Raw genomic sequence first — 24,172 nt, 5'->3', positions numbered from 1 at the left:
TATAAGCAACTAAGAAATTATTCCGTTCTATCACTTGGTGATTTATTGGGCCGGCTAATTAGCCATACCCCTAATAAAATAAAGCCAATTCCAATAGCCTTTAGCCCTGTCGCAGGTTCATTAAACCAAGGCAAGAAAACCGCTAATAAATAAACGAAAACATAGCTTAAGCTAATAAGCGGATAAGCTTTATTCAATGCTATGTGTTTTAAAGCTAATAGCCAACATAACATCGATAACGCATAACAAACTAACCCTAAAAAAATAATTCCTAAGCTAGTAATATTTGCGAGTAACCACTCTAATTGTAGCCAATGCCAGCCAAGTGTGAATGAGGGTAGTTCAACTACCCCGGCTTTTAAGCTCAGTTGAGCGACTGTGACTAATAAAGCACTGCTAATCACCCACAAATAACCCTTGTTCATACGCCGATACTCATTAGCAAAATACCAAACATAATGGCAGCAACCCCTAACCAGTGGTTAAGCCCAGTTTGCTCTTTATAAACAAACTGGCCAATTAAAGTAATTAATACAAAATTAATACTTAACATTGGATAAGCGATACTCAGCGGCATGGTTTCCAATAATTTCAACCAAAACAACATGCCAAGGCCTAGCATAAAAACCGCCAGCACCAGCCACCGAAAGGCTGATGCTGTTTTATTGGTTTTATTACTCTGCCAATTGACGACGGCTTGCTTTTGAGCCACTTGCCCAACGCAGGTCAAAACGCTAACCAGCAATAACAGCAGTAGTTGTGCAATCATTGTTGATGGTAAACCACAATCGCCATACGTGAATTTTTAATGACTTCATCTGGCTTAGGAATATCCGGTAACCCTTCTTTACGGCCTAATAAAAAGACAACAGTTACCTGCCCTTCTTTGCGTGCTTTTTCTAGCCACTGTGCAAATTGATCCGGTTTAACTAAGCGATGTTGGCTATCTGGGTATTCCAAACCGTAACTTAGCTCTCCACTACTATTGTATAAATAGATATTGGAATTTTGTGTTTCCCACGCAAGGCCTGCTGCGACCCCAACATTACTGGCCATCAAATATTTGCTATTCATCAGTAAATCATGATTTTGATGAATAAAGTTTTGAGGTAATTTAGAATCGATGGTGTTGTTCGGCAGAGCACTACCAATACACAAACTCACGGCCAAAGAGCACGAGGCTGCCCATAACCAATATTTAGCATTTAATACCGTACATAGGTAACCGATAATCGCCCAAATAGAAAATGCAACGACACCTAACACCATTTTTGACCATTCATCAGGTTCGTATAACGGTTTTTTGATCACCGTGCTCACGACAATTACCGCTATAACCGCAGTGATCCCTAATACAACATTAATGATCCCATTGGCTTTCAATGCTTTCATTTTACCATTACGAACGCAATCAACCCCATACTTCGCCATAAGCAATGCCAATGGCGCCATAAACGGTAACATATACGTTGGTAACTTACCGCGGGAAATACTGAAAAAGATAACAGGAACAACAAACCAGCACAGTAAGAAAAACATATCGGGGCTAGATTTACGTTCTTTCCAGCCTTTCATTATCGCACCTGGCAACAGCCCTGCCCATGGAATAGCGCCAAGAATGATAATTGGAATATAATACCAAAACGGTGCAATATGCTGCGCATCATCTGCTGTGAAACGCTTAATGTGCTCAATCCAAAAGAAATAGTGCCAATAGTCTGGTTCTTGTTTTGCAACCGCCAAAGCCCATGGCAAACTGATAATAACCGCCGAAATTATTGCAAGCGGCCCGTACTTTAGTAACTCAAGGAACCGCTTTTGATAGATTGTGACAGGAAGCATGACTATCACGGGGATCGCAAGGGCTAAAAAGCCTTTAGTCATAAATGCCATGCCACAAGCCAGCCCAAGACAAAGCCATGCCGCTAGTTTGGATTTTACGTCTCTCGATTTCATTGCCCATAAACAACAGAACATGCTTGCCGCTATCCATAAAGACAACATTGGGTCGAGCACACTGTAAGTTCCAATGGAGAACACCAAGAACATTGAGATATAAATGAGGCTAGCAACATAAGCAACGTGGTTATTACGCCACATCATTTTTGCCATACGGTAGACAAGTAATGCACTGAGGAAAATACAAAAAACCGAACCAAAGCGAACAGCAAAATTAGTTTCACCAAAAATCATCTGGCTAATATTGTTTATCCAGTAACCTGCTACTGGTTTTTCGAAATAACGTACATCCAGCATGTAAGGAACAATCCAATCCCCACGCTGTAACATTTCACGGCTAATTTCCGCATATCGTGTTTCATCTGGTTGCCAAAGTAAACGGCTATCCAACGGCAATAAATAGGTTAAGATAAAAAAAAGAGCCAGCAGAGAGGCTCCTACTTTGCTCGCTCGGTTATTCAACATAGGTTGCTTATTCCTCTTCTTGGCAGCCTAGCCAGCCTTCACGCCCAGGGAATGGTGCCCTCACCACACGCCCTTTTGGCAATGAATTCAAATCGTCTGGCAGTAATTCACTCAATGTACAGAATTGGATATCTTCTTGTGTAATTCGTTCCAATAATTGTGAAAATTGTTCCGATTTAGACATCCCTTCCACTTCAGTGTGAATAGTATAAACTGGAATGCCTTGATCTTCTTTAATTGCTTGAAGAATAAAATCATTAAATGCCTCATCACTCACGACTGTTCCCACAACTTCATCGTAAGTCGGCAGTGTTACAGGAATTTGAACTGTCCCTAATGAGCCATCCGCTAAAATTGGCCTAAATGGATATTTACCACGGCAATCACTGTTGTAGTCAAAGTTAAACGTTTGTTTAACTTCCAATACGCGCTCATCGCCTCGCCAACCAGCGACGGCTGAACAAGTCACACGATGCCCAATAGCTTGCTCCAATGCATCAACACCTAGCTTAACCTGCTCTGTCAGTTGCGGTTTGCTCCATTTCGCAACCTTAGCCTGCCAGCCTTGATGATCCCATGCATGTAAGCCAACTTCATGACCAGCATCCAAGGTTTGTTTCATCAAGTAACCTAAATCCTTAGCAATTTTTTTACCCGGCCATGCTGTGCCCGCTAATAAGATATCTAACCCATAAAGGGATGCTGCATTAGACCTAAGCATTTTCCACAGAAATTTAGGACGCAAAAGGCGCCATAAATGGCGCCCCATGTTATCGGGTCCTACGCTGAAGAAAAAGCTGGCCTGAATATTATGCTCTTTGAGCACTTTGAGTAATTGTGGAACCCCTTTTAATGTACCTTGGTAGGTATCCACATCAATTCTCAAGCCAACTTTTTTCATTAGTCTTTATTACCTAACTCTTCAACAGCACCTTGTAAGAAGAAATCTAATGTTTCTTCAATGGTATCTTTCATATCGATAGTTGGAACCCAGTCCAGTAAACGACGTGCGTTTTCAACACTTGGTTTACGGTGTTCAACGTCTTGATACCCTTGGCCATAATAGCTGCTGCTTTCGATTTCACGGAAACCTGCAAATGGAGGGAATTTTCCACGTTGTGGGTGTTTTTCGAAGCTTTCCAGCAACATTTCCGCTAATTCACGAATACTGGCTTCATTCGTTGGGTTACCGATATTGATGATTTGGCCGTCACACTTACCATCTTTATTTTCGATAATACGGAACAGTGCTTCAATACCGTCTTTAATATCTGTAAAACAGCGTTTTTGTGCACCACCATCAACCAGTTTAATCGGAGAACCTTCAACCAAGTTCAAGATCAACTGTGTAATTGCACGAGAACTACCAATACGCGCAGAGTTCAAGCTATCTAAACGTGGTCCCATCCAGTTAAATGGACGGAATAAGGTGAACTTCAGACCTTCTTTTGCACCGTATGCCCAAATCACTCGGTCAAGTAATTGTTTAGATACTGAGTAAATCCAACGTTGTTTATTGATTGGACCTACGATCAGGCGTGATTCATCTTCATCAAACTCTTTATCATCACACATGCCATAAACTTCAGAAGTTGATGGGAAAATGATGCGTTTGTTGTATTTCACACAGTAACGTACAACTTTTAAGTTTTCTTCGAAGTCTAACTCGAAAACACGCAGTGGGTTACGGGTATATTCGATTGGCGTCGCGATCGCAACCAAAGGCAGAATAACGTCACATTTTTTGATGTGATATTCAATCCATTCTGTATGGATGCTCACATCACCTTCGATAAAGTGGAAACGAGGGTTACCAATAAAACGTTCAATTGCGGAAGAACCGATATCCATACCATAAATATCGTAATTACCGTCTTTTAACAGGCGCTCAGTCAAGTGGTTACCGATAAAGCCGTTAACACCAAGGATCAGAACACGTGTACGACGTTTTACTTGTGCCGTTGGTTTTGCACCAACACGAACATCTGTCACGATACCCATTTCATTAGCAAGGCGGCTACCTTGCATATATAAACCCGTCTCACTTTGGCCGCTAATCACTTCGATAGCACCTTGACCACAAGCGATACGCAGTGGGTCACTCGAAAGTACCGTACCTGCTGGTTTACCTTGGTTATCATCTAAAACGCGTGCGCGCCAAATAACCATTTTGCGCGCACCTAAATAGGTAAACGCACCTGGGTAAGGTTCAGTCACTGCACGAATCAAGCAATTAACGTCTTTTGCACTGTCGTTCCAATTAATCAAACCATCTTCAGCGGTACGACGACCAAAGTACGTTGCTTGACTTTCGTCTTGTGCAACGGCTTTGTAGCTACCAGTTTCGATTAATGGCAGTGTTTTATCCAGCAAAACTTCCGCCGCTTCACGGACTTTTGCATGTAAAGTTAGGCTAGTGTCTGTATCGGTAATAACCACTTTTTCTTGAGCAATGATATCGCCAGCGTCGGCTTTAGCTACCATTTTATGTAAGGTTACACCTGTTTCGCTTTCGCCTTTTAATAATGCCCAATTGATAGGCGCACGACCGCGATATTTAGGGAGTAATGAACCATGTAGATTAAACGCACCTTTAGGCGCGATAGCTAACAGCTCTTCACTCAACATATCACGATAGTAGAAGGAGAAAATCACATCAGGTTTCATTTCGCGAATACGTTCAATCCACAATGGGTGATTAACGTTTTCAGGCGCAAAAACAGGAAGCTCCATGTCAGCACTTAAACGCGCAACAGAGGAGTAAAAGTGGTTTTCATTTGGGTCATCAGTGTGGGTAAACACTGCTTGGATATCAAAACCTGCTTTTTCAAGCGCTTTTAGCCCTACGCAGCCAATATCATGATAGGCAAAAACAATAGCTTTCATTAGTCTTCTTCCTGATTTTTGTCGGATTTCGCATCTGCTCCAACGACTTTTTGAATAAAATAACGGGGTCTCGCGCGCACATCATTGTAGATCCTACCAATGTATTCGCCCAATAAACCCATGGCAACAAACTGTGCACCAATAAACATAAAGAGTACTGCAAACAGCGTGAATACGCCATCTGCGGCCCACTCTGCGCCAAAAATTAAACGCAATGCAATTAACAATACCGCTAATAAAAAACCGCCAGCGGCGATAATACTACCGACAACACTCAATAAACGCAGTGGTGCCGTAGTCAAGCATGTTAATAAGTCATACATTAAATTAATCAGCTTCATAAAGCTGTATTTAGAATCACCAAACTCGCGTTCTGCATGCGCTACATCAATTTCAATGGTTCTACGTGCAAATGTATTTGCTAAAATAGGAATAAATGTACTTCTTTCATGACATTGCAACATAGCTTGAATAATATGACGGCGATACGCACGTAACATACAGCCATAGTCACCCATAGAGCGGCCTGTTGCTTTGGTGATCATCGCATTAATCATTTTAGACGCTGTTTTGCGAAACCAAGAATCTTGGCGATTCGCACGGCGTGTACCAACTACATCATAACCTTGCATCGCTGTTTGCACTAAACGAGGGATTTCCTCTGGCGGATTTTGCAAATCCGCATCCAAGGTAATTACTAAATCGCCATCCGCTTGGTTAAAACCGGCCATAATAGCAGAATGCTGCCCATAATTACGGTTTAAAATAATTGCAATAACGTGGTTTTCTGGATTTTCCGCTGCTTCTGTAAGCATTTGCGCTGAACGATCGCTACTACCATCATCAACTAAAATTAATTCATAAGATTGAGTTAATTGTTTACATGATTTGATAGTACGTTCTAGTAATTGCGGTAAGCTCTGCTCTTCATTATAGACAGGGATTACCACTGAGACTTTTTTTATCTCATCAAATTCATCTGCGTGTGACACTATTTTGACTCCAAAAGAACTGCTTCTACAGCTTTGACAACCCGTTCAACATCTGCATCCGTCATATCGGGAAATAAAGGTAATGAACACAATGTGGCGCTATTCCAGGTTGATTCAGGTAAAACTAATTCAGGGTATTTTTCGCGATAATATTTTTGAGTATGTGCAGCGCGAAAGTGCAGCCCTGTTCCAATATCATGCTCTTTCAATTTTTCCATGAAAGTATCACGGTCAATACCGCATTGTTTTTTATCAACACGCACCATGAATAAATGATTAGCATGTAAATGTGGGTAATCAGGTACGGTAAGCATCTGTAATGGGGATTTTTTTAGCAATTCACGATAACGCGCCGTCAGTTCAGCACGACGCTGGTTTAACTGCTCGACACGAGATAATTGCACAACCGCTATTGCAGCATGGATATCAGACAAATTATATTTAAAACCAGGTTCAACAACCTCTGCTTGCGGCTTACGGCCTTGCATTTGTCTATCAAACGCATCAACGCCTAGACCGTGAAACTTAAGCGTGCGTACACGCTGAGCGAGCTTGTCATCATCTGTTGCGACTAATCCCCCTTCCGCACAGGTGACATTTTTGATGGCATGAAAAGAGAAAATAGACGTTCCCTTTTCGCCAATCCACTCATCTTTATAACGAGTACCCACGGCATGTGCTGCATCTTCGATTAAAGCTACACCGGCTTTTTGAGCAATCAAACGCAATGCGTTAAGATCACAAGGAGCCCCCGCATAATGAACTGGGATAATGGCCTTTGTTTTTTCTGTTAACGCTTTTTCTACGGCATCAGGTTGGATCATTAATGTGTCACGATCAACATCAATCATCACAGGGGTTGCACCAAGCAATTCAATCATGTTAATCGTAGAAACCCATGTTTGTGATGGTGTAATAATTTCATCACCAGGGCCAATACCTAATGCCATTAAGACAACATGCATCCCCGCTGTTGCAGAAGAAAGTGCAATCGCATGCTTACAGCCATAACGCTTACAAAAATCTTCTTCTAATTGATGATTCTGTGGGCCTGTAGTTATCCAGCCTGAACGCAGAACTTTTTCAACTGCCTTGACCTCTTCATAACCGATTGCCGGTTTTGAAAATGGTAAGAAATTGCTCATATTGTTTATAGCCTAGTTTTCATTGTGAATAGAATATTCTAGTTAATTATACTTTAACCGAACCTCAACACCTGCAAACATTGCGGGGTTATCATGCAAAAATAAGTGATAAAAACACCTTATTGCTTATCCGTTAAATTTATAACCTGCCACACCCGGTGAGATGCACTGTGGCTTAACTTAATTTCAGACATAAATATGTCAGATAAATTTTTTTCTGTCATTATACATTCTGGTTTCCCTACTGCGACTAACTGTCCTTGTTTTATCATCCAAATACAAGATGCATTTTTATACGAATGGCTAAGATCATGACCACTCATTATAACGGTTCCTAAGCAATCACAAAAATATTTAATCCATTTATCAAGCATTGCTTGCTGAATAATATCTAAATTATTGGTCGGCTCATCCAATAATATAAATTTCCCCTCGCATTGCTGTTTATCCCAGACCTGCAAAAATGCTGCTACAATTCGGACTCTTTGCCATTCACCACCCGAGAGTTGGTTAATAGGTTTACTTAATAATGATGTTAGTTGAAAATCGCTACATAAACGCTCAAAAACACCAGCAGAAAACACTGTGTTAGGTGAAAACAGGCCAACATATTGAAAAACTTTGAGTATTGGAATGTAACTAACTAATTGTGAAAGATAAGCACGTTGTTGGCTCAATTGAGCAATATGATATTGCCGTATACTTCGCCCACCAATTAAAATATCGCCACCTACAGGCAAATAACCGCTTATCGCAGCTAATAATGTACTTTTCCCGGCCCCATTGGCACCCAATATATGAATTTGTTCACCAGCTAGCACTTGAGCTGAAACATTGACCAAGCGTGTATCGATGGTAATATTTTTAATATCAATAATTAATTTATTTTCCATCATTTTTACCGCCATTGTTGGTGACGGATTAACAAGAAAATAAATACCGGGGCCCCTAAGGTTGCCGTAATAACACCAATGGGAACTTCCGCATTGGCGATTAATAACCGAGACAGAATATCTGCTGTTAATAACCCTAATGCCCCTGCCACTGCAGAACCAACCAATAATACGCGGTTATCTGTTAAACCACTTAATCTCAATATATGAGGAATAACTAAGCCAATAAAGCTAATCGCCCCCGCAATAGCAACGCTGAGACCAATTAATACACCGCTAATAATAATCAATATAAAACGCCATTTATGAATTGAGATACCTAATTGATAGGCTTGTACCGTTCCTAATGAAAGGTAATTCAGTATATTTCCTTGGAAAAGCACCCAAATTAAAAATGGCAAGCAACCAATAACAAGACCAAATTGTCGCCAATCAACCCCACTAAAACTCCCCATCATCCAATAGAGTAACTGTCGCAAATCAAGGTTGCTGCTCATGTACACCATCCATGTCATACAGGCACCACTAATCACGCCCAGAGCAACACCAACAAGCAATAAGCTAGAGTTATTCAAGTTTTTACGGCGAGCAAAATAGAGCAATATGGAGGTAAACAATAGTGCTCCCATAATTGCGCTAATACTTAATAGCCAATAGTGCGTCACGCCTGAAGACAATAATACAGCCAGCACCACAGCAACACCCGCTCCATTGCTTACCCCTAATAACCCAGGCTCAGCTAGTGGGTTTTCAAATAAAGCTTGCATAAGGGCCCCAGTAACAGCTAACGCTGCACCAATAACTATCACGGCTAATAGGCGTGGAAAACGAATTTGCCAAACAAAAAGCTTGGCACTTTCTCCGACCCATTGATTCGGCCAATACCATATTTCCCCAACACAAAGGTAAAAAACGGACACGATACACAGACTGATAACCAATATAACAATCAAACGTAAGTCCGTTGCCTTTTGTTTATTTTTCAAATGCTCAAGTTGGTTAGCTATCATGATAATAAATGTTTTTTCATTAAGTTAATGAATTATAGCTTTTTATGTAAGAGATAGTATACGAATGAATCTAAACTTCTTTAGTTTTTTTTACTTTGGAGTAATACATATGAGCTATTTTAAAACATATTCGTCTACAAATCAGATACACGATAATAAAGCGAAATCATCTGATGAAAGACAAAACACGTCTTTTATTCATTCACTAAAAGCCATTAAAAATACAGTAATGCAGTCCCTTGATTCTCTGTATCATGAACTCAAATTTATGGTAAAATATAAGTTTGACAATATTAAGATTATAGATAACCCCGCATATATTAAAAGTACAACTGTCTTACCTCCATCTGCCAATAACCAACCTACTAACAACTTTGTAAATCAACCTATTGAACCAATTCATGCGAAGCAGCTTCAGAAACAATATGAACTTGAAGCGAGTGATTTGTCAGCTCAGTGCCCAACTGAAGAATGGGCAAGTGCAGCCAACAAGATCTACTTAAAAAATATTGAATTAATCAACCAGTATCCTGATATATCTGAGGGTGAAAAAGCAGAGCTTCATTCCATGAATACGATTATTTTAGCTTTGCTGAGTAACCCAACATTTATTAAACAAGAAGGTATCTTAAGGATAAGCGGTGTTAACTCTAAAATTTCTGACCTCTTAGTAAAACTAACTGATAATGCAAGCTTTAGTCAAAAAATAAGAGAAGATAATAGTTTTACACAAAATGAACTTACCGGCGCCATTAAAGAGTTACGAAACAAAATAATAACCGAGCATTCAAATGAAGAAGACAAACTCAAAAAATTAATAAATAAATATGAAAAATCAATCAATAAAGAAAATAAAACAAAAAAAAATGTTAAAAATATGGCTCCAAACAAGAGAGATAAAGAAAATAAAACAAAAAAAAATGTTAAAAATATGGCTCCAAACAAGAGAGATAAAACTTTACAGATAGCCAAAAACAACGCGGATGAAAGATTGCCTGAGCTGCAAAAACTACCATTGCATTTACAAATTTGTATGCCGCTGTTTGTTAAAATCGCGATACATTCAAAAGAAAACAAAATGGAACCAAAGAATATTGCCATAGCTGTTGGTGGAGGGTTGTCATCAACCAAAATAACAACTGACGAATATAATAATTTCAATAAGTTAAGTAAAAAGAAAAAACATAAAGTTATGATGAAAGAAACCGCTTTTAAGAATTCCGCGAATGAACTTCTTATGACGTTAATAGATAGAGAGCTCAAACAATTTATGTGACAAAAAAACAAAAGACCGCCTAGGCGGTCTTTTTTCATATCAAACGATATAATTACTCTTTCGGAGTTGCTTTTTCTACACGGCTTTTTAATTTTTGGCCTGGGCGGAAGGTAACAACACGGCGAGCAGTAATTGGAATATCTTCCCCAGTTTTTGGGTTACGTCCGGGACGTTGATTTTTATCACGTAAATCAAAGTTACCGAATCCAGATAATTTTACTTGCTCACCATTTTCTAAGGAAAGGCGAACCTCTTCAAAGAAAGTTTCGACAAGGTCTTTAGCATCACGTTTGCTAACACCCAGTTTTTCAAACAAATTTTCTGACATTTCAGCTTTAGTAAGCGCCATAGGTTTAGTCCCTCAAGGAGGCTTGGAATCGCTGTTTTAACGCAGCAATACACAGATCAACGGTAGCAGTGATCTCTTCTTCTTCCATAGTACGCTGGGTATCTTGGAAGACAAGACTGATAGCAAGGCTCTTATAGCCATCCGCTATTCCTTCACCACAGTACACATCAAATAAGTTTATGCCAACTATATGATTTATGCCAACTTTTTTACACTCTGCTAAAACTTCAGCAGCAGCCACATCTTCTGGCACGACAACAGCGATGTCACGGCGGTTCGATGGATAGCGCGAAATCGCCTTAGCTTCAGGGATGACACGTTGTGCTATCGCATCACTACGAACCTCAAACACCACCGTACGACCATTTAAATCGAGTTTGCGTTCTAATTCTGGGTGAACTACACCAATAAAGCCAATGTGTTCATTTTCCAGATAAATCCCAGCACTTTGACCTGGATGCAATGCAGGATGTGCCTCAGATTTAAATGTAATTTGATTTAGTTTCCCAGTCAATTCAAAAACAGCTTCAAGATCACCTTTTAAGTCAAAGAAGTCAACAACTTGTTTATCTAATGACCAATGTTCTTCAAATCTGTTACCTGTAATGACCCCTGCCAACATAGGTTCTTGGCGAATTCCATATTCTGCTTGATTATCAGGAATAAAGCGCAGACCTGTCTCAAATAAACGAATTCTATTTTGTTGACGATTTTGATTATAGACAACCGTTCCTAATAAACCAGTCAGTAACGATAAACGCATCGCTGACATATCAACAGAAATAGGGTTAGGTAAAAGCAACGCGTCTTGTTGTGGATGCAGTAAAGCTTGAACTTTAGGGTCAACAAAACTATAAGTGATTGCTTCTTGGTAACCACGGTCAACTAACATTGCTTTAATACGTTTTAAAGGTAAGTTAGCTTCTTTGTGGTTAGTCATGGTCAAATCAGCACGTAATGGCACATCAGGGATGCTGTTATATCCATATACACGAGCAACTTCTTCCACTAAGTCTTCTTCGATTTGCATATCGAAGCGCCAACTTGGGGCGACAACATCCCATGTATTAGCAGAAACCGTGACTTTGCACCCTAAACGCGTCAAAATATCAGTAACTAACTCATCTTCAATAAAGTGACCAATCAAACGGTCTAATTTATTGCGTGTCAGTTTAATATTTGCGGCTTTTGGTAAATGCTGTTCACTGGTTACATCAATAATTTCACCGACTTCACCACCACAAATCTCAACAATTAGCGTAGTAGCACGTTCAATCGCTTTAAACTGTAATTGAGGGTCAACACCACGCTCAAAACGGTGAGATGCATCAGTGTGCAAACCGTAATTACGTGCACGACCTGTGATCGATAATGGGTCGAAGAATGCACACTCTAATAAAATATTTTTGGTTTCCGTATTAACACCTGAGTATTCACCGCCAAAAATACCTGCAATCCCCAGTGCTCTTGATTCATCAGCAATCACTAATGTGTCTGATTTTAACGTTGCTTCACTGCCATCAAGGAGAACTAGTTTCTCCCCTTCTTTTGCCATACGAGCAACAATAGCCCCATCTAAACGGTCTAGATCATAAGCGTGTTGAGGCTGACCCAATTCTAATAAGACGTAGTTGGTAATATCCACAACCGCGTCAATAGAACGGACGCCACCACGACGCAACTTTTCTTTCATCCACATTGGCGTTGGCGCTGACACATCAATATTTTTGATCACACGACCTAAGAAACGTGGGCAGGCATTAGGTGCTTCTACTCGAATTGGGAAAGTATCTTTTGTGGTCACAGATACTGTATTAATAGCAGGCTCATTTAGCGCTAATTTATTAATAACAGCGACATCACGTGCAACCCCAAGAATACTTAAGCAATCTGCACGGTTAGGTGTAATGCTGATTTCAATCGCATTATCATCAAGTTTTAGATATTCACGAATATCGGTACCGATAGTGGCATCTAGTGGCAATTCAATAATGCCACTGTGGTCATCAGAAATACCCAGTTCAGAATAAGAACACAGCATACCTTCAGAAGGCTCGCCACGCAGTTTTGCCGCTTTAATTTTAAAATCACCCGGTAATACCGCGCCAACCGTTGCAACAGCAACTTTTAGGCCTTGACGGCAGTTTGGTGCACCACAGACGATATCTAATAAACGCTCACCGCCTACGTTAACTTTTGTAACGCGCAGTTTGTCTGCATTTGGGTGTTGACCACACTCAACCACTTCACCAACAACAACGCCGTGAAATTGGCCAGCAACTGCATCTACACCATCAACTTCCAAACCCGCCATCGTGATTTGGTCAGATAATGCTTCACTACTGATCGCCGGGTTTACCCATTCGCGTAACCATAGTTCACTGAATTTCATGAGATAACCCCGCCTTATTTAAACTGTTTGAGGAAACGAAGATCATTTTCGAAGAATGCACGTAGGTCAGAAACACCGTAGCGTAGCATTGTTAAGCGCTCCATCCCCATACCAAAGGCAAATCCAGAGTAGACTTCAGGGTCAATACCTACATTGCGCAATACATTTGGATGCACCATTCCGCAGCCTAATACTTCTAACCATTTACCATTTTTACCCATAACATCAACTTCCGCTGAAGGTTCGGTGAATGGGAAATATGATGGTCTGAAACGTACTTGAACTTCCTCTTCAAAGAAGTTATTCAAGAAATCATGCAATGTGCCTTTTAGATTGGTAAAGCTGATATCTTTATCAACAATCAGGCCTTCTGTTTGATGGAACATTGGTGTATGCGTTTGGTCGTAATCATTACGATATACACGACCAGGAGCAATGATACGAATCGGTGGTTGTTGGCCATTCATTGTACGGATTTGTACACCCGATGTTTGCGTACGCAGTAAGCGTTTTGCATCAAACCAAAAAGTATCATGGTCAGCACGCGCGGGATGGTGAGCAGGTATATTTAACGCATCAAAGTTATGATAGTCATCTTCGATTTCTGGACCAGTTTCAACAGAGAAACCTAATTCGCCAAAAAACTCTTCAATTCGCTGAATTGTACGGGTCACTGGGTGTAACCCACCATTTTCCATACGACGCCCAGGTAATGACACATCAATTTTTTCTGATACTAGACGTGCATTAAGAATTTCAGCTTGCATTGCGTCCTTACGGGCGTTCAGTGCATCTTGAACCTGTACTTTAGCTTCATTTATCACAGCCCCTGCTGCTGGACGTTCCTCAGCAGGCAGATCACGCAACGTTTTCATCTGTAGTGTGAAATGGCCGCTCTTGCCTAAATATTCAACACGCACTGATTCCAACGTAGCAACATCTTGGGCCTGTTCAATGGCTGCTTTTGCCTGTGCAACCAACTCAGCGAGATGTGGCATTGTTTCCCCTTTATGACCACTTGGTCTTTTTGCTAGTTATTCACTATATATATTAAGCTTCACATTCTATTTGGTAATGAATGAATACTTAACTGATTTTACTGTACTTAATCTAAAACTAGAAATGAAAAAGCCTCCCTAAGGAGGCTTTAGCGTAACTTTTCATTTCTTTTTTCTATTTACGCGAAAAAGCCCCCGAAATTCAGGTGCTAAAGTAAAAAAAGAAACGAAAAATCACAGAATGCATGTAGTAAACTCTCAATAACTAACTGTATCTTAAGTATTAACACAAATAGCTATAAATGAAAAGAGGAAGTTTCCCTCCTCTTTCCAAGCAAACAATTAAGCTAAAGCGCCTTTCGCTTTTTCAACTAAAGCAGTGAATGCTGCTTTATCGAAAACTGCGATGTCTGCTAAGATCTTACGGTCGATTTCAATTGAAGCTTTTTTCAAGCCATTGATGAAGCGGCTGTAAGACAGACCGTTCTGACGAGCCGCAGCGTTGATACGTGCGATCCACAGTTGACGGAACTGACGTTTACGTTGACGGCGGTCACGGTAAGCGTATTGACCAGCTTTGATTACCGCTTGAAATGCTACGCGGTAAACACGTGAACGTGCACCATAGTAACCTTTCGCTTGCTTCAGAATTTTTTTGTGACGTGCACGGGCGATTACACCACGTTTTGCGCGAGCCATAAGCTATCTCCTATCGTCTTTATCTTATATTAACTAAATTGTTTACTTATGCGTAAGGCAGGCAAGCAACTACCAGACCCAGATCGCCCTTAGATACCATTCCTTTCGGACGTAAATGGCGTTTACGCTTAGTTGACTTTTTAGTCAGGATGTGACGAAGGTTTGCATGCTTACGCTTAAAGCCACCGCCTGCAGTTTTTTTAAAGCGCTTTGCTGCGCCACGTACAGTTTTAATCTTTGGCATTTCTTTTATTTCCAACTTCGCATTGTGATTAACTACGAATTAATTAGGCGAATAACATCTATATTGCTATAAACGAGTATTACTTGCAGGCCTAATTATTTCTTCTTCGGTGCCAGCACCATGATCATCTGACGTCCTTCAATTCTTGAAGGGAAAGACTCCACGGATGCCAGTTCTTCCAGATCAGCTTTGATGCGGTTAAGCATTTCCAGACCGATCTGCTGGTGAGCCATTTCACGACCGCGAAAACGCAGTGTAACTTTAGCTTTATCACCATCTTCCAGAAAGCGAGTCAGGTTGCGTAGTTTGACCTGATAATCACCTTCATCTGTACCAGGGCGGAATTTAATTTCCTTCACCTGAACAACTTTTTGTTTCTTTTTTTGCTCTTTTTGAGATTTGCTCTTCTCATAAAGGAATTTGCCGTAATCCATGATACGACAAACTGGCGGTTCAGCATTTGGGCTGATTTCTACTAGGTCTACACCTGCTTCTTCAGCTTTTTCAAGCGCTTCGCGTGCGCTCATGATGCCTAACTGTTCACCGTCTAAACCCGTTAAACGGACCTCTGGAACACGAATTTCATCATTGATACGATTTGGACGTGTTGTTGGGATTCTTTTTCCGCCTTTAATACTTCATTCCTCCAATTGGATAAAGAGATTTGCTTCTCTCAAGCAAATACACTCGTCACTCAATAGTTACTACTTGACGCGTGTACGATATTCTTTGTTTGTCTTTATGCGCTATGCGCTGACAAAGTGATTCGACCGCGGATTTTAATGCTTCTTGCCGGATTACTCAAGTAAATCTTGCAATAAATCACACTGAACTGTTTGAAAACTTGGATTTTGAGGGAAATTTGTAGCATTGAAGCAATTATTTTTATTCATTAGATAAGACAAACAAAATAGAGAAGCAGCGCCCAAATGAGCGCTGCTAGACTCTAGCAATTACTTCGCTATAACCATACTGGCTTAATTATTTTTTCTTTGGTGCCAATACCATGATCATCTGGCGTCCTTCAATCCTTGATGGGAATGATTCTACTGATGCCAGTTCATCCAGATCGGTTTTGATGCGGTTAAGCACTTCTAAGCCAATCTGTTGGTGAGCCATTTCGCGACCACGAAAACGCAGTGTCACTTTAGCTTTGTCACCATCTTCCAAAAAGCGAATTAAACTACGTAGCTTAACTTGGTAGTCGCCTTCGTCTGTTCCCGGGCGGAATTTAATTTCCTTCACTTGAACAACTTTTTGTTTTTTCTTTTGTTCTTTTTGAGATTTGCTTTTCTCATAAAGATATTTACCGTAGTCCATGATACGACAAACTGGTGGCTCAGCATTTGGGCTGATTTCGACTAAGTCGACACCTGCTTCTTCTGCTTTAAAGAGGGCTTCACGCACACTCATTACACCAAGTTGCTCACCGTCTAGACCAGTGACACGGATTTCTGTTGCGCGAATTTCATCGTTAATACGATTTGGGCGCGCCGTTGGGAGTTTTTTTCCGCCTTTAATACCTTATTCCTCCATCTGATTGAGTTGACGACTGCGGATCTCTTCAAGCAGTTTTGTCATGAATTCGTTGACATCAAGGCTGCCTAAATCTTTACCACGACGGGTACGTACAGCAACTTTACCTGATTCAACTTCTTTATCACCACATACTAACATGTAAGGGACGCGACGCAGCGTGTGTTCACGGATCTTAAAGCCGATTTTCTCGTTACGTAAGTCCGCTTTCGCACGAATGCCAACACTTTGCAGCTTGCTTACTAATTCTTGAACATAATCTGCTTGGCTATCAGTAATGTTCATTACAACCACTTGCTGTGGTGCTAACCATGTTGGGAAAAAGCCTGCATACTCTTCTGTTAAGATACCAATGAAGCGTTCTAGTGAACCTAACACTGCACGGTGGATCATAACAGGAACGATACGTTCGTTATTTTCACCTACATAGGAAGCTGTTAAACGGCCCGGTAAGAAGAAGTCTAACTGGACAGTACCACATTGCCATGCACGGTCAAGGCAGTCGTACAGTGTAAACTCGATTTTCGGACCATAAAATGCGCCTTCACCTGGTTGGTATTCAAACTCAATACCTTTTGATTTCAGTGCATTCGCTAAGTCTTCTTCCGCCCTATCCCACATCTCGTCAGTACCGATACGTTTTTCAGGACGGGTTGATAGTTTTACGACAATCTTTTCGAAACCGAAAGTTGCGTAAACATCATAAATCATTTCAATACAGCTAGTTACTTCGCTTAAGATTTGCTCTTCAGTACAGAAGATATGTGCATCATCTTGAGTAAAGCCACGCACACGCATTAAGCCGTGCAGTGCACCTGACGGCTCATTACGGTGACAGCTACCAAACTCTGCCATACGCAATGGTAAGTCACGGTATGATTTCAAACCTTGGTTGAAAATCTGTACGTGACCTGGGCAGTTCATTGGTTTCACACAATATTCACGGTTTTCAGAAGAAGTCGTAAACATCGCGTCTTTATAGTTATCCCAGTGACCTGTTTTTTCCCACAGCACGCGATCCATCATGAACGGGCCTTTAACTTCTTGATAGTTATAAGCTTTCAGTTTAGTGCGTACAAAAGTTTCCAGCTCACGGAAAATTGTCCAACCGTCATTATGCCAGAATGCCATACCCGGCGCTTCTTCTTGCATATGGTATAAATCTAATTGTTTACCAATTTTACGGTGGTCACGCTTAGCTGCTTCTTCTAAACGTAATAAATAGGCCGCTAATTGTTTTTTATCGGCCCATGCGGTGCCGTAAATACGTTGCAGCATTTTGTTATCGCTGTTACCACGCCAGTATGCGCCAGCCACTTTCTGTAATTTAAAATGGTGGCAAAAACGCATATTCGGTACGTGTGGACCACGACACATATCAACATATTCTTCGTGATGATATAAACCAGGGCGGTCATCTTGGCTAATATTTTGATCTAAAATTTCAACTTTATAGTCTTCGCCACGGGCAACGAAAGTTTCACGAGCTTCGCTCCAAGAAACGCGTTTTTTCACCACATCATAATCTGTTTTGGCAAGCTCAAGCATACGCTTTTCAAGCTTTTCCAAGTCTTCCTGCGTCAGCATATGGTCTAAATCGACATCATAGTAAAAACCATTATCGATAGTAGGGCCAATCGCCATTTTCGTGTTTGGCCATAGTTGTTTAATTGCATGACCTAACAGGTGAGCACAAGAGTGACGAATAATTTCGAGTCCGTCTTCATCTTTACTCGTAATAATGGATACATTTGCATCATGTTCAATTATTTCACATGCATCGACACGTTCGCCATTAATTCGTCCTGCAATACAGGCTTTAGCTAAACCTGCTCCGATGTCACGAGCAACATCCATCACAGAAACGGGGTGGTCAAACTGACGCTGACTTCCATCAGGAAGAGTAATAACAGGCATTAAAAAATCCTTATCAGCAGTGGTGACCCACACGAAAGATCACTTGCTTGATTATTCCAAAGTTATAAATCAATACGTTACTAACGATTTCTCACTTCACAATGCAAGACATGTACACAAATATGGGCAATTTAAGTACCCTATTTCGTTACATCGTGAGTAACTCAACTACTAATGATAACACAGACCTATTTTATGGTGATAGCGTAATGCCGCTAATTGTTCTTCTTCATATGAAAAATCAATACCTTCCCGATTAAATGGCAAATAAGTTATCTAATGCAGGAAATAGTTTCTCTTTTTGCTCAAAAAACACGCGATACCAATGGGATCCACTAGGTGCAATTATCTCTTCGCTGATTATCTTATTTTGTTGAAGAGTAATAACCGATTGAATTGATTTCCATAAAGAGTAAATGATGTAGAAAGTGGCTATTAACGAGAGTAATAGTACATAAATATTATCTAATTTCTCTATTTGCCAAAATAAATAAATACAAAAGATAATTTGAATTAACGCCCGAATAATAAAGGCAATACTAAAGAATGACTTCGCATGCTGTATCGTTGCAAAACAGGGATTGGAGAGAGTTTGTCTTCTTTCTTGGACTGGAATACCATTCACATATACCATCCAATCAGATGTATCGCTATTTTTTAAGACTATTCCTTTTTCCTTCATTCCATGAATTTTAAATGAGACTACGACAGCCCAAACAACCCCGATGGTAAATAAATAAAGTATAAAACCACTTACCGAAAAAAAAGCAAAAAATACGCTGAACATTATAAAACATGTGAGTTTACTGGAGTATATCCAAAATGGCGCCACCTGATAGTTCATGATTATCCTTAATATGTTTTGCGTAAATTCTAAATTTGAAGTGTACAAAACAGATTAAATGATAAAGCGTCTCATTTCCATAAATCTATAACCAACGTCTCGTTTGCTTGCTATATTTTTCCCACTCATTCTTAAATGATGCAGATAAAAAACGTTCTTCCTGTGGGATCGTATATAAATCAGTAATCAGCCAAAATACTAACCCTGCGACCAAAAAATAAGGAGAATGTGAAAAGAAAGCTAAAGCCAAGCTCATTGATGTAAAAGCTAAATACATTGGATTACGTGAAAATCGGTAAGGCCCGTTAGTCACTAAATGCGTTGCCTTAACCGTAGGATTTGGTGATGTTTTATGTTTATAAAAGTAGTAAAGGCTTGTCGCGATCCAACTCACACTCTCCAGTGCAATTAATATACCTAAAATTCCCATCCAACCAGAAAACGTCCAGTCTAAAAGACCTTGCTTGGAAAGAAAATATACAGCGACCCCATTAGCGACTAACCAATTCAATAATGGCAATTTAAATATATTCATTGCGTTACCTGTAAGCCAAAATGATGCTATTAGCATACCATAAATGAATATATAAATTTGAGTGGAAGAACATATAGAGGAGTGATATTAACTACAAAAATAATTAGTTATTGGGAGTTAAGGAAAACACACTCTTTAAACCTTCTAATTTACTATACTCTTGCTGGCAAACTAAATTTCGTACATCACTGGGCATAGAATCAATTCTGGTTTGAATATTGGCAAGTTGTTCATCTAAACTATTCATTCCCTTTACATCAACAATGTCCTGATTCACTTTAAGATAATCAGTAAAACTTTGCAGGTTATCCTCTAGACTATTACAAATATCATTACTGGCTAAACTCTGCGGTAAAATAGCACTGAGCGATGTTGGTAAGACTTGGGATATATTCGGATAAATGCTTTGCTTCCACTGCTGAGGAAAAACGATTAGTAACATGGCGGCAGCCAAAACTAATAGCATCGACGTCCCGGCTAATGTCGCTATAAGTTTTTTCATTCTTTTTCCTATTACTCAAAATTAACTGAAAATAGGATAACCAACTCTGCGTAAAGCTATTTTTAAAACTAAAAATCCTTTGTAAAGAAATCCATAACTCTTTTTAATAAAATTTCATTTCTTCATACGGTTTTTCTTGGCAGCTCTTTAAGCGCTGTAATAAGCCGCCTACATGTAATTCTAATTTGTGGCCATCTGGATCAAGAAAGTAAAAAGAATCTCCTTCACTTTTATTTTCTTTCCAGACAATGACATTTGCTTGCATTAGCCTATCAACAACGATAAGAAAGTCTTTCGCATCAACGTTAAAGGCATAGTGTGTGTAATCCGTTTTTTCTGGGGACGAAAATTGGCGAGTTATATCTAATGATAAACATAACCATAAATCGCCACAGGAAATATAGGCGCCCTTTTTCCAACTCGCATGTAACTTCATACCAAGTAGTGATTGATAAAAACCAATACTTTTTTCTAAATCAGTTACAGCTAAAGTTAAATGGTTGATTCCGTTTAACATATTTTTTTACCCTTTACTTGTCTGTCACAGTGAATTCTTTTAATGAATTTACATAAATTATCAGTAAATAACATTGCAGCAGATATACTGTATCCCATATCAACTTAAAGACAACCTGTTACGAAATGCCCTTAACCTTTTTATCCCCCATAAAAAGGTTTTTTTTTGCCTTTAAAAATTGAATACTTTTACCACAATCACTCATCTTGCTGTTATTTAACAAATAAAATAAGTTATTCACAGATGAAAGCCATTGTTATCCACAATTAATGTGAACAACTCTTATTATCTACAAACTAATAAATGATAGTTAATATTAACTCTTACTCATCAGTATGCTAACCACCTCCTACCATAAAATATCTCACTAGATATAAATGCTAACCTACAGATCTATAAGAAATTTTGCTATCATTTGAGATAAGGTGTTTTATTCACATTAATCAGGAGCTTGAATCTAACTTCCATGACAAATTTTCTTGAGCTATTTCAAGCCGTTGGTATTGGTCTGGTACTGTTACTTCCTCTCGCCAACCCTTTAACTGCAATTGCAGTCATGTTAAGCATCTCTGCTAATATGACAAAAGAGCAGCGTGACCATCAATCGTTATTGGCCTCTATTTATGTATTCGCAATCATGACAATCGCTTTTTATGCAGGCCAATTAGTCATGAACACATTTGGAATATCAATACCAGGACTGCGAATTGCAGGCGGGCTAATTGTGGCATTTATTGGATTTGGCATGCTGTTTCCTAGCAGTGATGTTGGGGAAGACCCAACCGCCAATGCCCTTGATGATCCAAATGTCCCTAAAAAACGCCAAGAATCACCTAGCATTGCCTTTGTTCCTCTTGCTATGCCAAGTACCGCAGGCCCTGGTACTATTGCTATGATCATCAGCTCCACTGCATCATTACAAGGTAATGTTAGTTTTGCCCCATGGGTTTTAAAAGTCGCCCCCGTAATTACCTTTTTTATTGCAAGTCTCATCGTTTGGATTGGTTTAAGAGGCGCAACTTCTATTATGAGGTGGCTAGGAAATAGCGGTATTGATGCAATCGCACGAGTGATGGGATTTTTATTAATCTGTATGGGAGTGCAATTTGTAATCAACGGAATTGTTGAAATTGTCGCGCAACTCCCACACTTAATGCGTGAATATCAATAAGACATAGCTAATGCATTGTAAGCATTTTTAACTTTCCACAAATAGCGTGGGGCTTGCGGTGCAGGATGTTTTGTTTGTACATGTTGATAAAATTCTTCCGGCGATAAGCGGTTAATCATTGCAATCGCCCTACCCTTATCATTATCAAATGTTCTTAATAACGCTCCAGCCCCGTTCACATAAGCAACAACAGTTGCATAATATAACGTCTGAGGGTGGCTTATTCCAGCAAGGTGCTGTTCCCTTAAAATACGAATATAGGCTGTGCCAATATCAATATTTTTTTGTGGATCTTTTAGGTCACGAGTACTCGGCTCCCCTGGCTTCCCTTGGTAACGGTATGCGTCACGCCCCGCTGTCGAAGCTTTAATCTGCATCAAACCTATTGCGTTGGATTTACTGACAACTTCAGGCCTAAAATTGGATTCGACCTCAATAATAGCCCTAATTAAAGCTTCATCAACACTATAACGAACCGCAGAATCACGAATAAATTCATCAAAAGGCGTTCTTGGAAATGTCGTATTTTGTGTGGCTATTGGCCCTGTAGGCTCTAACATTCGCTGTTTTGTTACAGGCCTATCTGGCTCGCTTGAACAACCTGCTAGTAGCAGTAGCATAAAAGTACCGCCAATTATTTTTCTCACTGTCGAATCCTCTACGATGGAAGCCGATGGCAGAATAACTAATCCTAAGAAAAATAAAATAATTTTTACTTAACTTTTACTTCAGGACGTGTTTTAGTCATACAAATAGCCATGGGACTTAGAAGCCTATAATGACGAATAATGCTATTCCACACTTTTTGTATTTATTTTTCACAATTGATATTGATAATCATTATCAATTAGGATATAAAATATAATTGTTATAAACCTTAACAACTGTATGTTAAAAAACGCTAAACCAATAATGTCAGGGTCAACTTTTATGAAGAAGAACGTATCTCGATTATCTGCACCTTTACTAACCAGTATGTTTGCTTTGGTAGCAGTCATCTTTTTTAGCCAACCTGCTTTTGCTAAAAAGTTTAAAGTCGTAACCACTTTTACCATTATTCAAGATATCGCTCAAAATGTAGCTGGAGATGCAGCAATTGTCGAGTCTATAACGAAGCCTGGTGCGGAAATTCACGGTTATCAACCGACTCCTAAAGATATTATGAAAGCCTATGATGCAGATTTAATCTTATGGAATGGGATGAATTTGGAAGTTTGGTTCCAACGTTTCTTTGAAAATTTTAAAAATGTTCCTGCTGTCGTAGTCACTGAGGGCATTGAGCCAATGCCAATCCGTGAAGGTGAATATAAAGATAACCCAAATCCACATGCATGGATGTCTCCTGCCAATGCTAAAATTTATATTGAAAATATTCGTCAAGCTCTGGTCAAATATGATCCTGAAAATGCAGAAACATATAATGCCAATGCTAAAAAATATGCGCAACAAATTGCTGAACTTGATGCCCCTTTACGTGAACGTTTAAATCGCATTCCAGAAAATGAACGTTGGTTAGTCTCAAGTGAAGGCGCATTTAGCTATTTAACGAAAGATTACGGCTTTAAAGAGGTGTATTTGTGGCCAATCAATGCAGAAGAGCAAGGCTCTCCTCAGCAAGTGAAAAAAGTGATTGATACTGTCCGTAAATACAACATCCCTGTGGTATTCAGTGAAAGTACCATTTCTGATAAACCTGCTCGCCAAGTCAGTAAAGAAACCGGGGCAAAATACGGTGGCGTGTTATATGTTGACTCATTATCAACTGCCGATGGCCCAGTACCAACATATATAGACCTTTTAAATACGACTGTAGACACGATAGCGAAAGGATTTTCACAGTAA

General features: G+C 39.7%; 26 protein-coding genes and 1 other annotated feature. Of the genes, 3 read left to right on the top strand and 23 right to left on the bottom strand.

All coding sequences use genetic code 11. From position 1 onward, the window contains the following. Positions 1-17: 17 nt before the first annotated feature. From arnF to btuC, 9 genes are all read right to left on the bottom strand, one after another. A complete protein-coding gene (gene arnF / locus SJ312_RS02890; protein WP_004263744.1) occupies positions 18-425 on the bottom strand; it encodes a 4-amino-4-deoxy-L-arabinose-phosphoundecaprenol flippase subunit ArnF in 408 nt (135 codons plus the stop codon). Next, on the bottom strand, positions 422-769 hold the full coding sequence (gene arnE / locus SJ312_RS02885; RefSeq protein WP_004263742.1) for a 4-amino-4-deoxy-L-arabinose-phosphoundecaprenol flippase subunit ArnE: 348 nt from the start codon (positions 767-769) through the stop codon (positions 422-424). The genes arnF and arnE overlap by 4 nt, the downstream gene beginning before the upstream one ends. Continuing rightward, complete coding sequence (arnT, locus tag SJ312_RS02880; protein ID WP_319866900.1) at positions 766-2,424, bottom strand: lipid IV(A) 4-amino-4-deoxy-L-arabinosyltransferase; 1,659 nt, start codon at positions 2,422-2,424, stop codon at positions 766-768. The genes arnE and arnT overlap by 4 nt, the downstream gene beginning before the upstream one ends. Before the next feature lie 7 nt (positions 2,425-2,431). Next, positions 2,432-3,325, bottom strand: a complete 894-nt coding sequence (gene arnD / locus SJ312_RS02875; protein ID WP_004263737.1) for a 4-deoxy-4-formamido-L-arabinose-phosphoundecaprenol deformylase — start codon at positions 3,323-3,325, stop codon at positions 2,432-2,434. After that, entirely contained in the window at positions 3,325-5,310 is a 1,986-nt protein-coding gene (gene arnA / locus SJ312_RS02870; RefSeq protein WP_096863958.1) for a bifunctional UDP-4-amino-4-deoxy-L-arabinose formyltransferase/UDP-glucuronic acid oxidase ArnA, read from the bottom strand. The genes arnD and arnA overlap by 1 nt, the downstream gene beginning before the upstream one ends. Continuing rightward, a complete protein-coding gene (gene arnC / locus SJ312_RS02865) occupies positions 5,310-6,302 on the bottom strand; it encodes an undecaprenyl-phosphate 4-deoxy-4-formamido-L-arabinose transferase (protein ID WP_004263733.1) in 993 nt (330 codons plus the stop codon). The genes arnA and arnC overlap by 1 nt, the downstream gene beginning before the upstream one ends. Next, positions 6,302-7,447 (bottom strand): UDP-4-amino-4-deoxy-L-arabinose aminotransferase, encoded by a 1,146-nt coding sequence (gene arnB, locus SJ312_RS02860; RefSeq protein WP_319866898.1) that lies wholly within the window; start codon positions 7,445-7,447, stop codon positions 6,302-6,304. Before arnB ends, arnC begins: the two co-directional genes overlap by 1 nt. A 119-nt stretch (positions 7,448-7,566) precedes the next feature. Further along, positions 7,567-8,343 (bottom strand): ATP-binding cassette domain-containing protein, encoded by a 777-nt coding sequence (locus SJ312_RS02855; RefSeq protein ID WP_110591608.1) that lies wholly within the window; start codon positions 8,341-8,343, stop codon positions 7,567-7,569. 2 nt (positions 8,344-8,345) lie between these two features. Continuing rightward, on the bottom strand, positions 8,346-9,350 hold the full coding sequence (gene btuC, locus SJ312_RS02850; RefSeq protein WP_153673497.1) for a vitamin B12 ABC transporter permease BtuC: 1,005 nt from the start codon (positions 9,348-9,350) through the stop codon (positions 8,346-8,348). 109 nt (positions 9,351-9,459) lie between these two features. Between btuC and SJ312_RS02845 the strand changes: the two genes are divergently transcribed. Further along, positions 9,460-10,626: a hypothetical protein gene (locus tag SJ312_RS02845; protein WP_319866897.1), complete on the top strand. Its 1,167-nt coding sequence runs from the start codon at positions 9,460-9,462 to the stop codon at positions 10,624-10,626. Positions 10,627-10,678: 52 nt separating this feature from the next. Here SJ312_RS02845 and ihfA read toward each other — a convergent pair whose 3' ends face one another. The 13 genes from ihfA to fos all read right to left on the bottom strand — a co-directional run bounded on the left by ihfA (position 10,679) and on the right by fos (position 21,159). Next, on the bottom strand, positions 10,679-10,975 hold the full coding sequence (gene ihfA, locus SJ312_RS02840; RefSeq protein WP_004263721.1) for an integration host factor subunit alpha: 297 nt from the start codon (positions 10,973-10,975) through the stop codon (positions 10,679-10,681). 4 nt (positions 10,976-10,979) lie between these two features. After that, positions 10,980-13,367 (bottom strand): phenylalanine--tRNA ligase subunit beta, encoded by a 2,388-nt coding sequence (pheT, locus tag SJ312_RS02835; RefSeq protein WP_110591605.1) that lies wholly within the window; start codon positions 13,365-13,367, stop codon positions 10,980-10,982. Between the two features lie 14 nt (positions 13,368-13,381). Then, positions 13,382-14,365, bottom strand: a complete 984-nt coding sequence (gene pheS, locus SJ312_RS02830) for a phenylalanine--tRNA ligase subunit alpha (protein WP_004263717.1) — start codon at positions 14,363-14,365, stop codon at positions 13,382-13,384. A 123-nt stretch (positions 14,366-14,488) separates the two neighbouring features. Then, positions 14,489-14,618 (bottom strand) — a sequence feature (Phe leader region). Further along, the gene (gene pheM, locus SJ312_RS23495; protein ID WP_136134757.1) at positions 14,568-14,612 is read right to left on the bottom strand and encodes a pheST operon leader peptide PheM; all 45 of its coding nucleotides are present in this window, start codon (positions 14,610-14,612) and stop codon (positions 14,568-14,570) included. Its footprint overlaps the feature before it by 45 nt. Positions 14,619-14,707: 89 nt before the next feature. Next, positions 14,708-15,064: a 50S ribosomal protein L20 gene (gene rplT / locus SJ312_RS02825; protein WP_004263714.1), complete on the bottom strand. Its 357-nt coding sequence runs from the start codon at positions 15,062-15,064 to the stop codon at positions 14,708-14,710. A gap of 46 nt (positions 15,065-15,110) precedes the next feature. Next, a complete protein-coding gene (gene rpmI, locus SJ312_RS02820) occupies positions 15,111-15,308 on the bottom strand; it encodes a 50S ribosomal protein L35 (RefSeq protein ID WP_004263702.1) in 198 nt (65 codons plus the stop codon). 95 nt (positions 15,309-15,403) lie between these two features. Next, positions 15,404-15,943, bottom strand: a complete 540-nt coding sequence (gene infC, locus SJ312_RS02815; RefSeq protein ID WP_071524539.1) for a translation initiation factor IF-3 — start codon at positions 15,941-15,943, stop codon at positions 15,404-15,406. 346 nt (positions 15,944-16,289) lie between these two features. Then, complete coding sequence (infC, locus tag SJ312_RS02810; RefSeq protein WP_071524538.1) at positions 16,290-16,829, bottom strand: translation initiation factor IF-3; 540 nt, start codon at positions 16,827-16,829, stop codon at positions 16,290-16,292. A 3-nt stretch (positions 16,830-16,832) separates the two neighbouring features. Beyond that, a complete protein-coding gene (thrS, locus tag SJ312_RS02805) occupies positions 16,833-18,761 on the bottom strand; it encodes a threonine--tRNA ligase (protein ID WP_004910357.1) in 1,929 nt (642 codons plus the stop codon). Positions 18,762-19,017: 256 nt separating this feature from the next. Continuing rightward, a complete protein-coding gene (locus SJ312_RS02800; RefSeq protein ID WP_153673499.1) occupies positions 19,018-19,605 on the bottom strand; it encodes a hypothetical protein in 588 nt (195 codons plus the stop codon). A gap of 85 nt (positions 19,606-19,690) precedes the next feature. Then, the gene (locus SJ312_RS02795; protein ID WP_153673500.1) at positions 19,691-20,140 is read right to left on the bottom strand and encodes a methyltransferase family protein; all 450 of its coding nucleotides are present in this window, start codon (positions 20,138-20,140) and stop codon (positions 19,691-19,693) included. A gap of 103 nt (positions 20,141-20,243) precedes the next feature. Next, on the bottom strand, positions 20,244-20,642 hold the full coding sequence (locus SJ312_RS02790; protein ID WP_110591603.1) for a hypothetical protein: 399 nt from the start codon (positions 20,640-20,642) through the stop codon (positions 20,244-20,246). A gap of 103 nt (positions 20,643-20,745) precedes the next feature. Then, complete coding sequence (gene fos / locus SJ312_RS02785) at positions 20,746-21,159, bottom strand: fosfomycin resistance glutathione transferase (protein WP_004263671.1); 414 nt, start codon at positions 21,157-21,159, stop codon at positions 20,746-20,748. A 466-nt stretch (positions 21,160-21,625) separates the two neighbouring features. Between fos and SJ312_RS02780 the strand changes: the two genes are divergently transcribed. Next, positions 21,626-22,330 (top strand): MarC family NAAT transporter, encoded by a 705-nt coding sequence (locus SJ312_RS02780; RefSeq protein WP_004263665.1) that lies wholly within the window; start codon positions 21,626-21,628, stop codon positions 22,328-22,330. Here SJ312_RS02780 and SJ312_RS02775 read toward each other — a convergent pair. Then, positions 22,324-22,950: a transglycosylase SLT domain-containing protein gene (locus SJ312_RS02775; RefSeq protein ID WP_207951478.1), complete on the bottom strand. Its 627-nt coding sequence runs from the start codon at positions 22,948-22,950 to the stop codon at positions 22,324-22,326. The genes SJ312_RS02780 and SJ312_RS02775 overlap by 7 nt on opposite strands. Positions 22,951-23,260: 310 nt before the next feature. Between SJ312_RS02775 and SJ312_RS02770 the strand changes: the two genes are divergently transcribed. Further along, positions 23,261-24,172, top strand: coding sequence for a metal ABC transporter substrate-binding protein (locus SJ312_RS02770; protein WP_036958656.1), 912 nt, complete (start codon positions 23,261-23,263; stop codon positions 24,170-24,172).

Origin of the sequence: Providencia sp. CIM-Carb-044 (assembly GCF_033901115.1) — a bacterium.
In the GTDB taxonomy this organism is placed as follows: Bacteria; Pseudomonadota; Gammaproteobacteria; order Enterobacterales; family Enterobacteriaceae; genus Providencia; species Providencia hangzhouensis.
The sequence above is the reverse complement of the archived record's forward strand: the minus strand, read 5'-3'. Positions and strand labels throughout refer to the sequence as shown.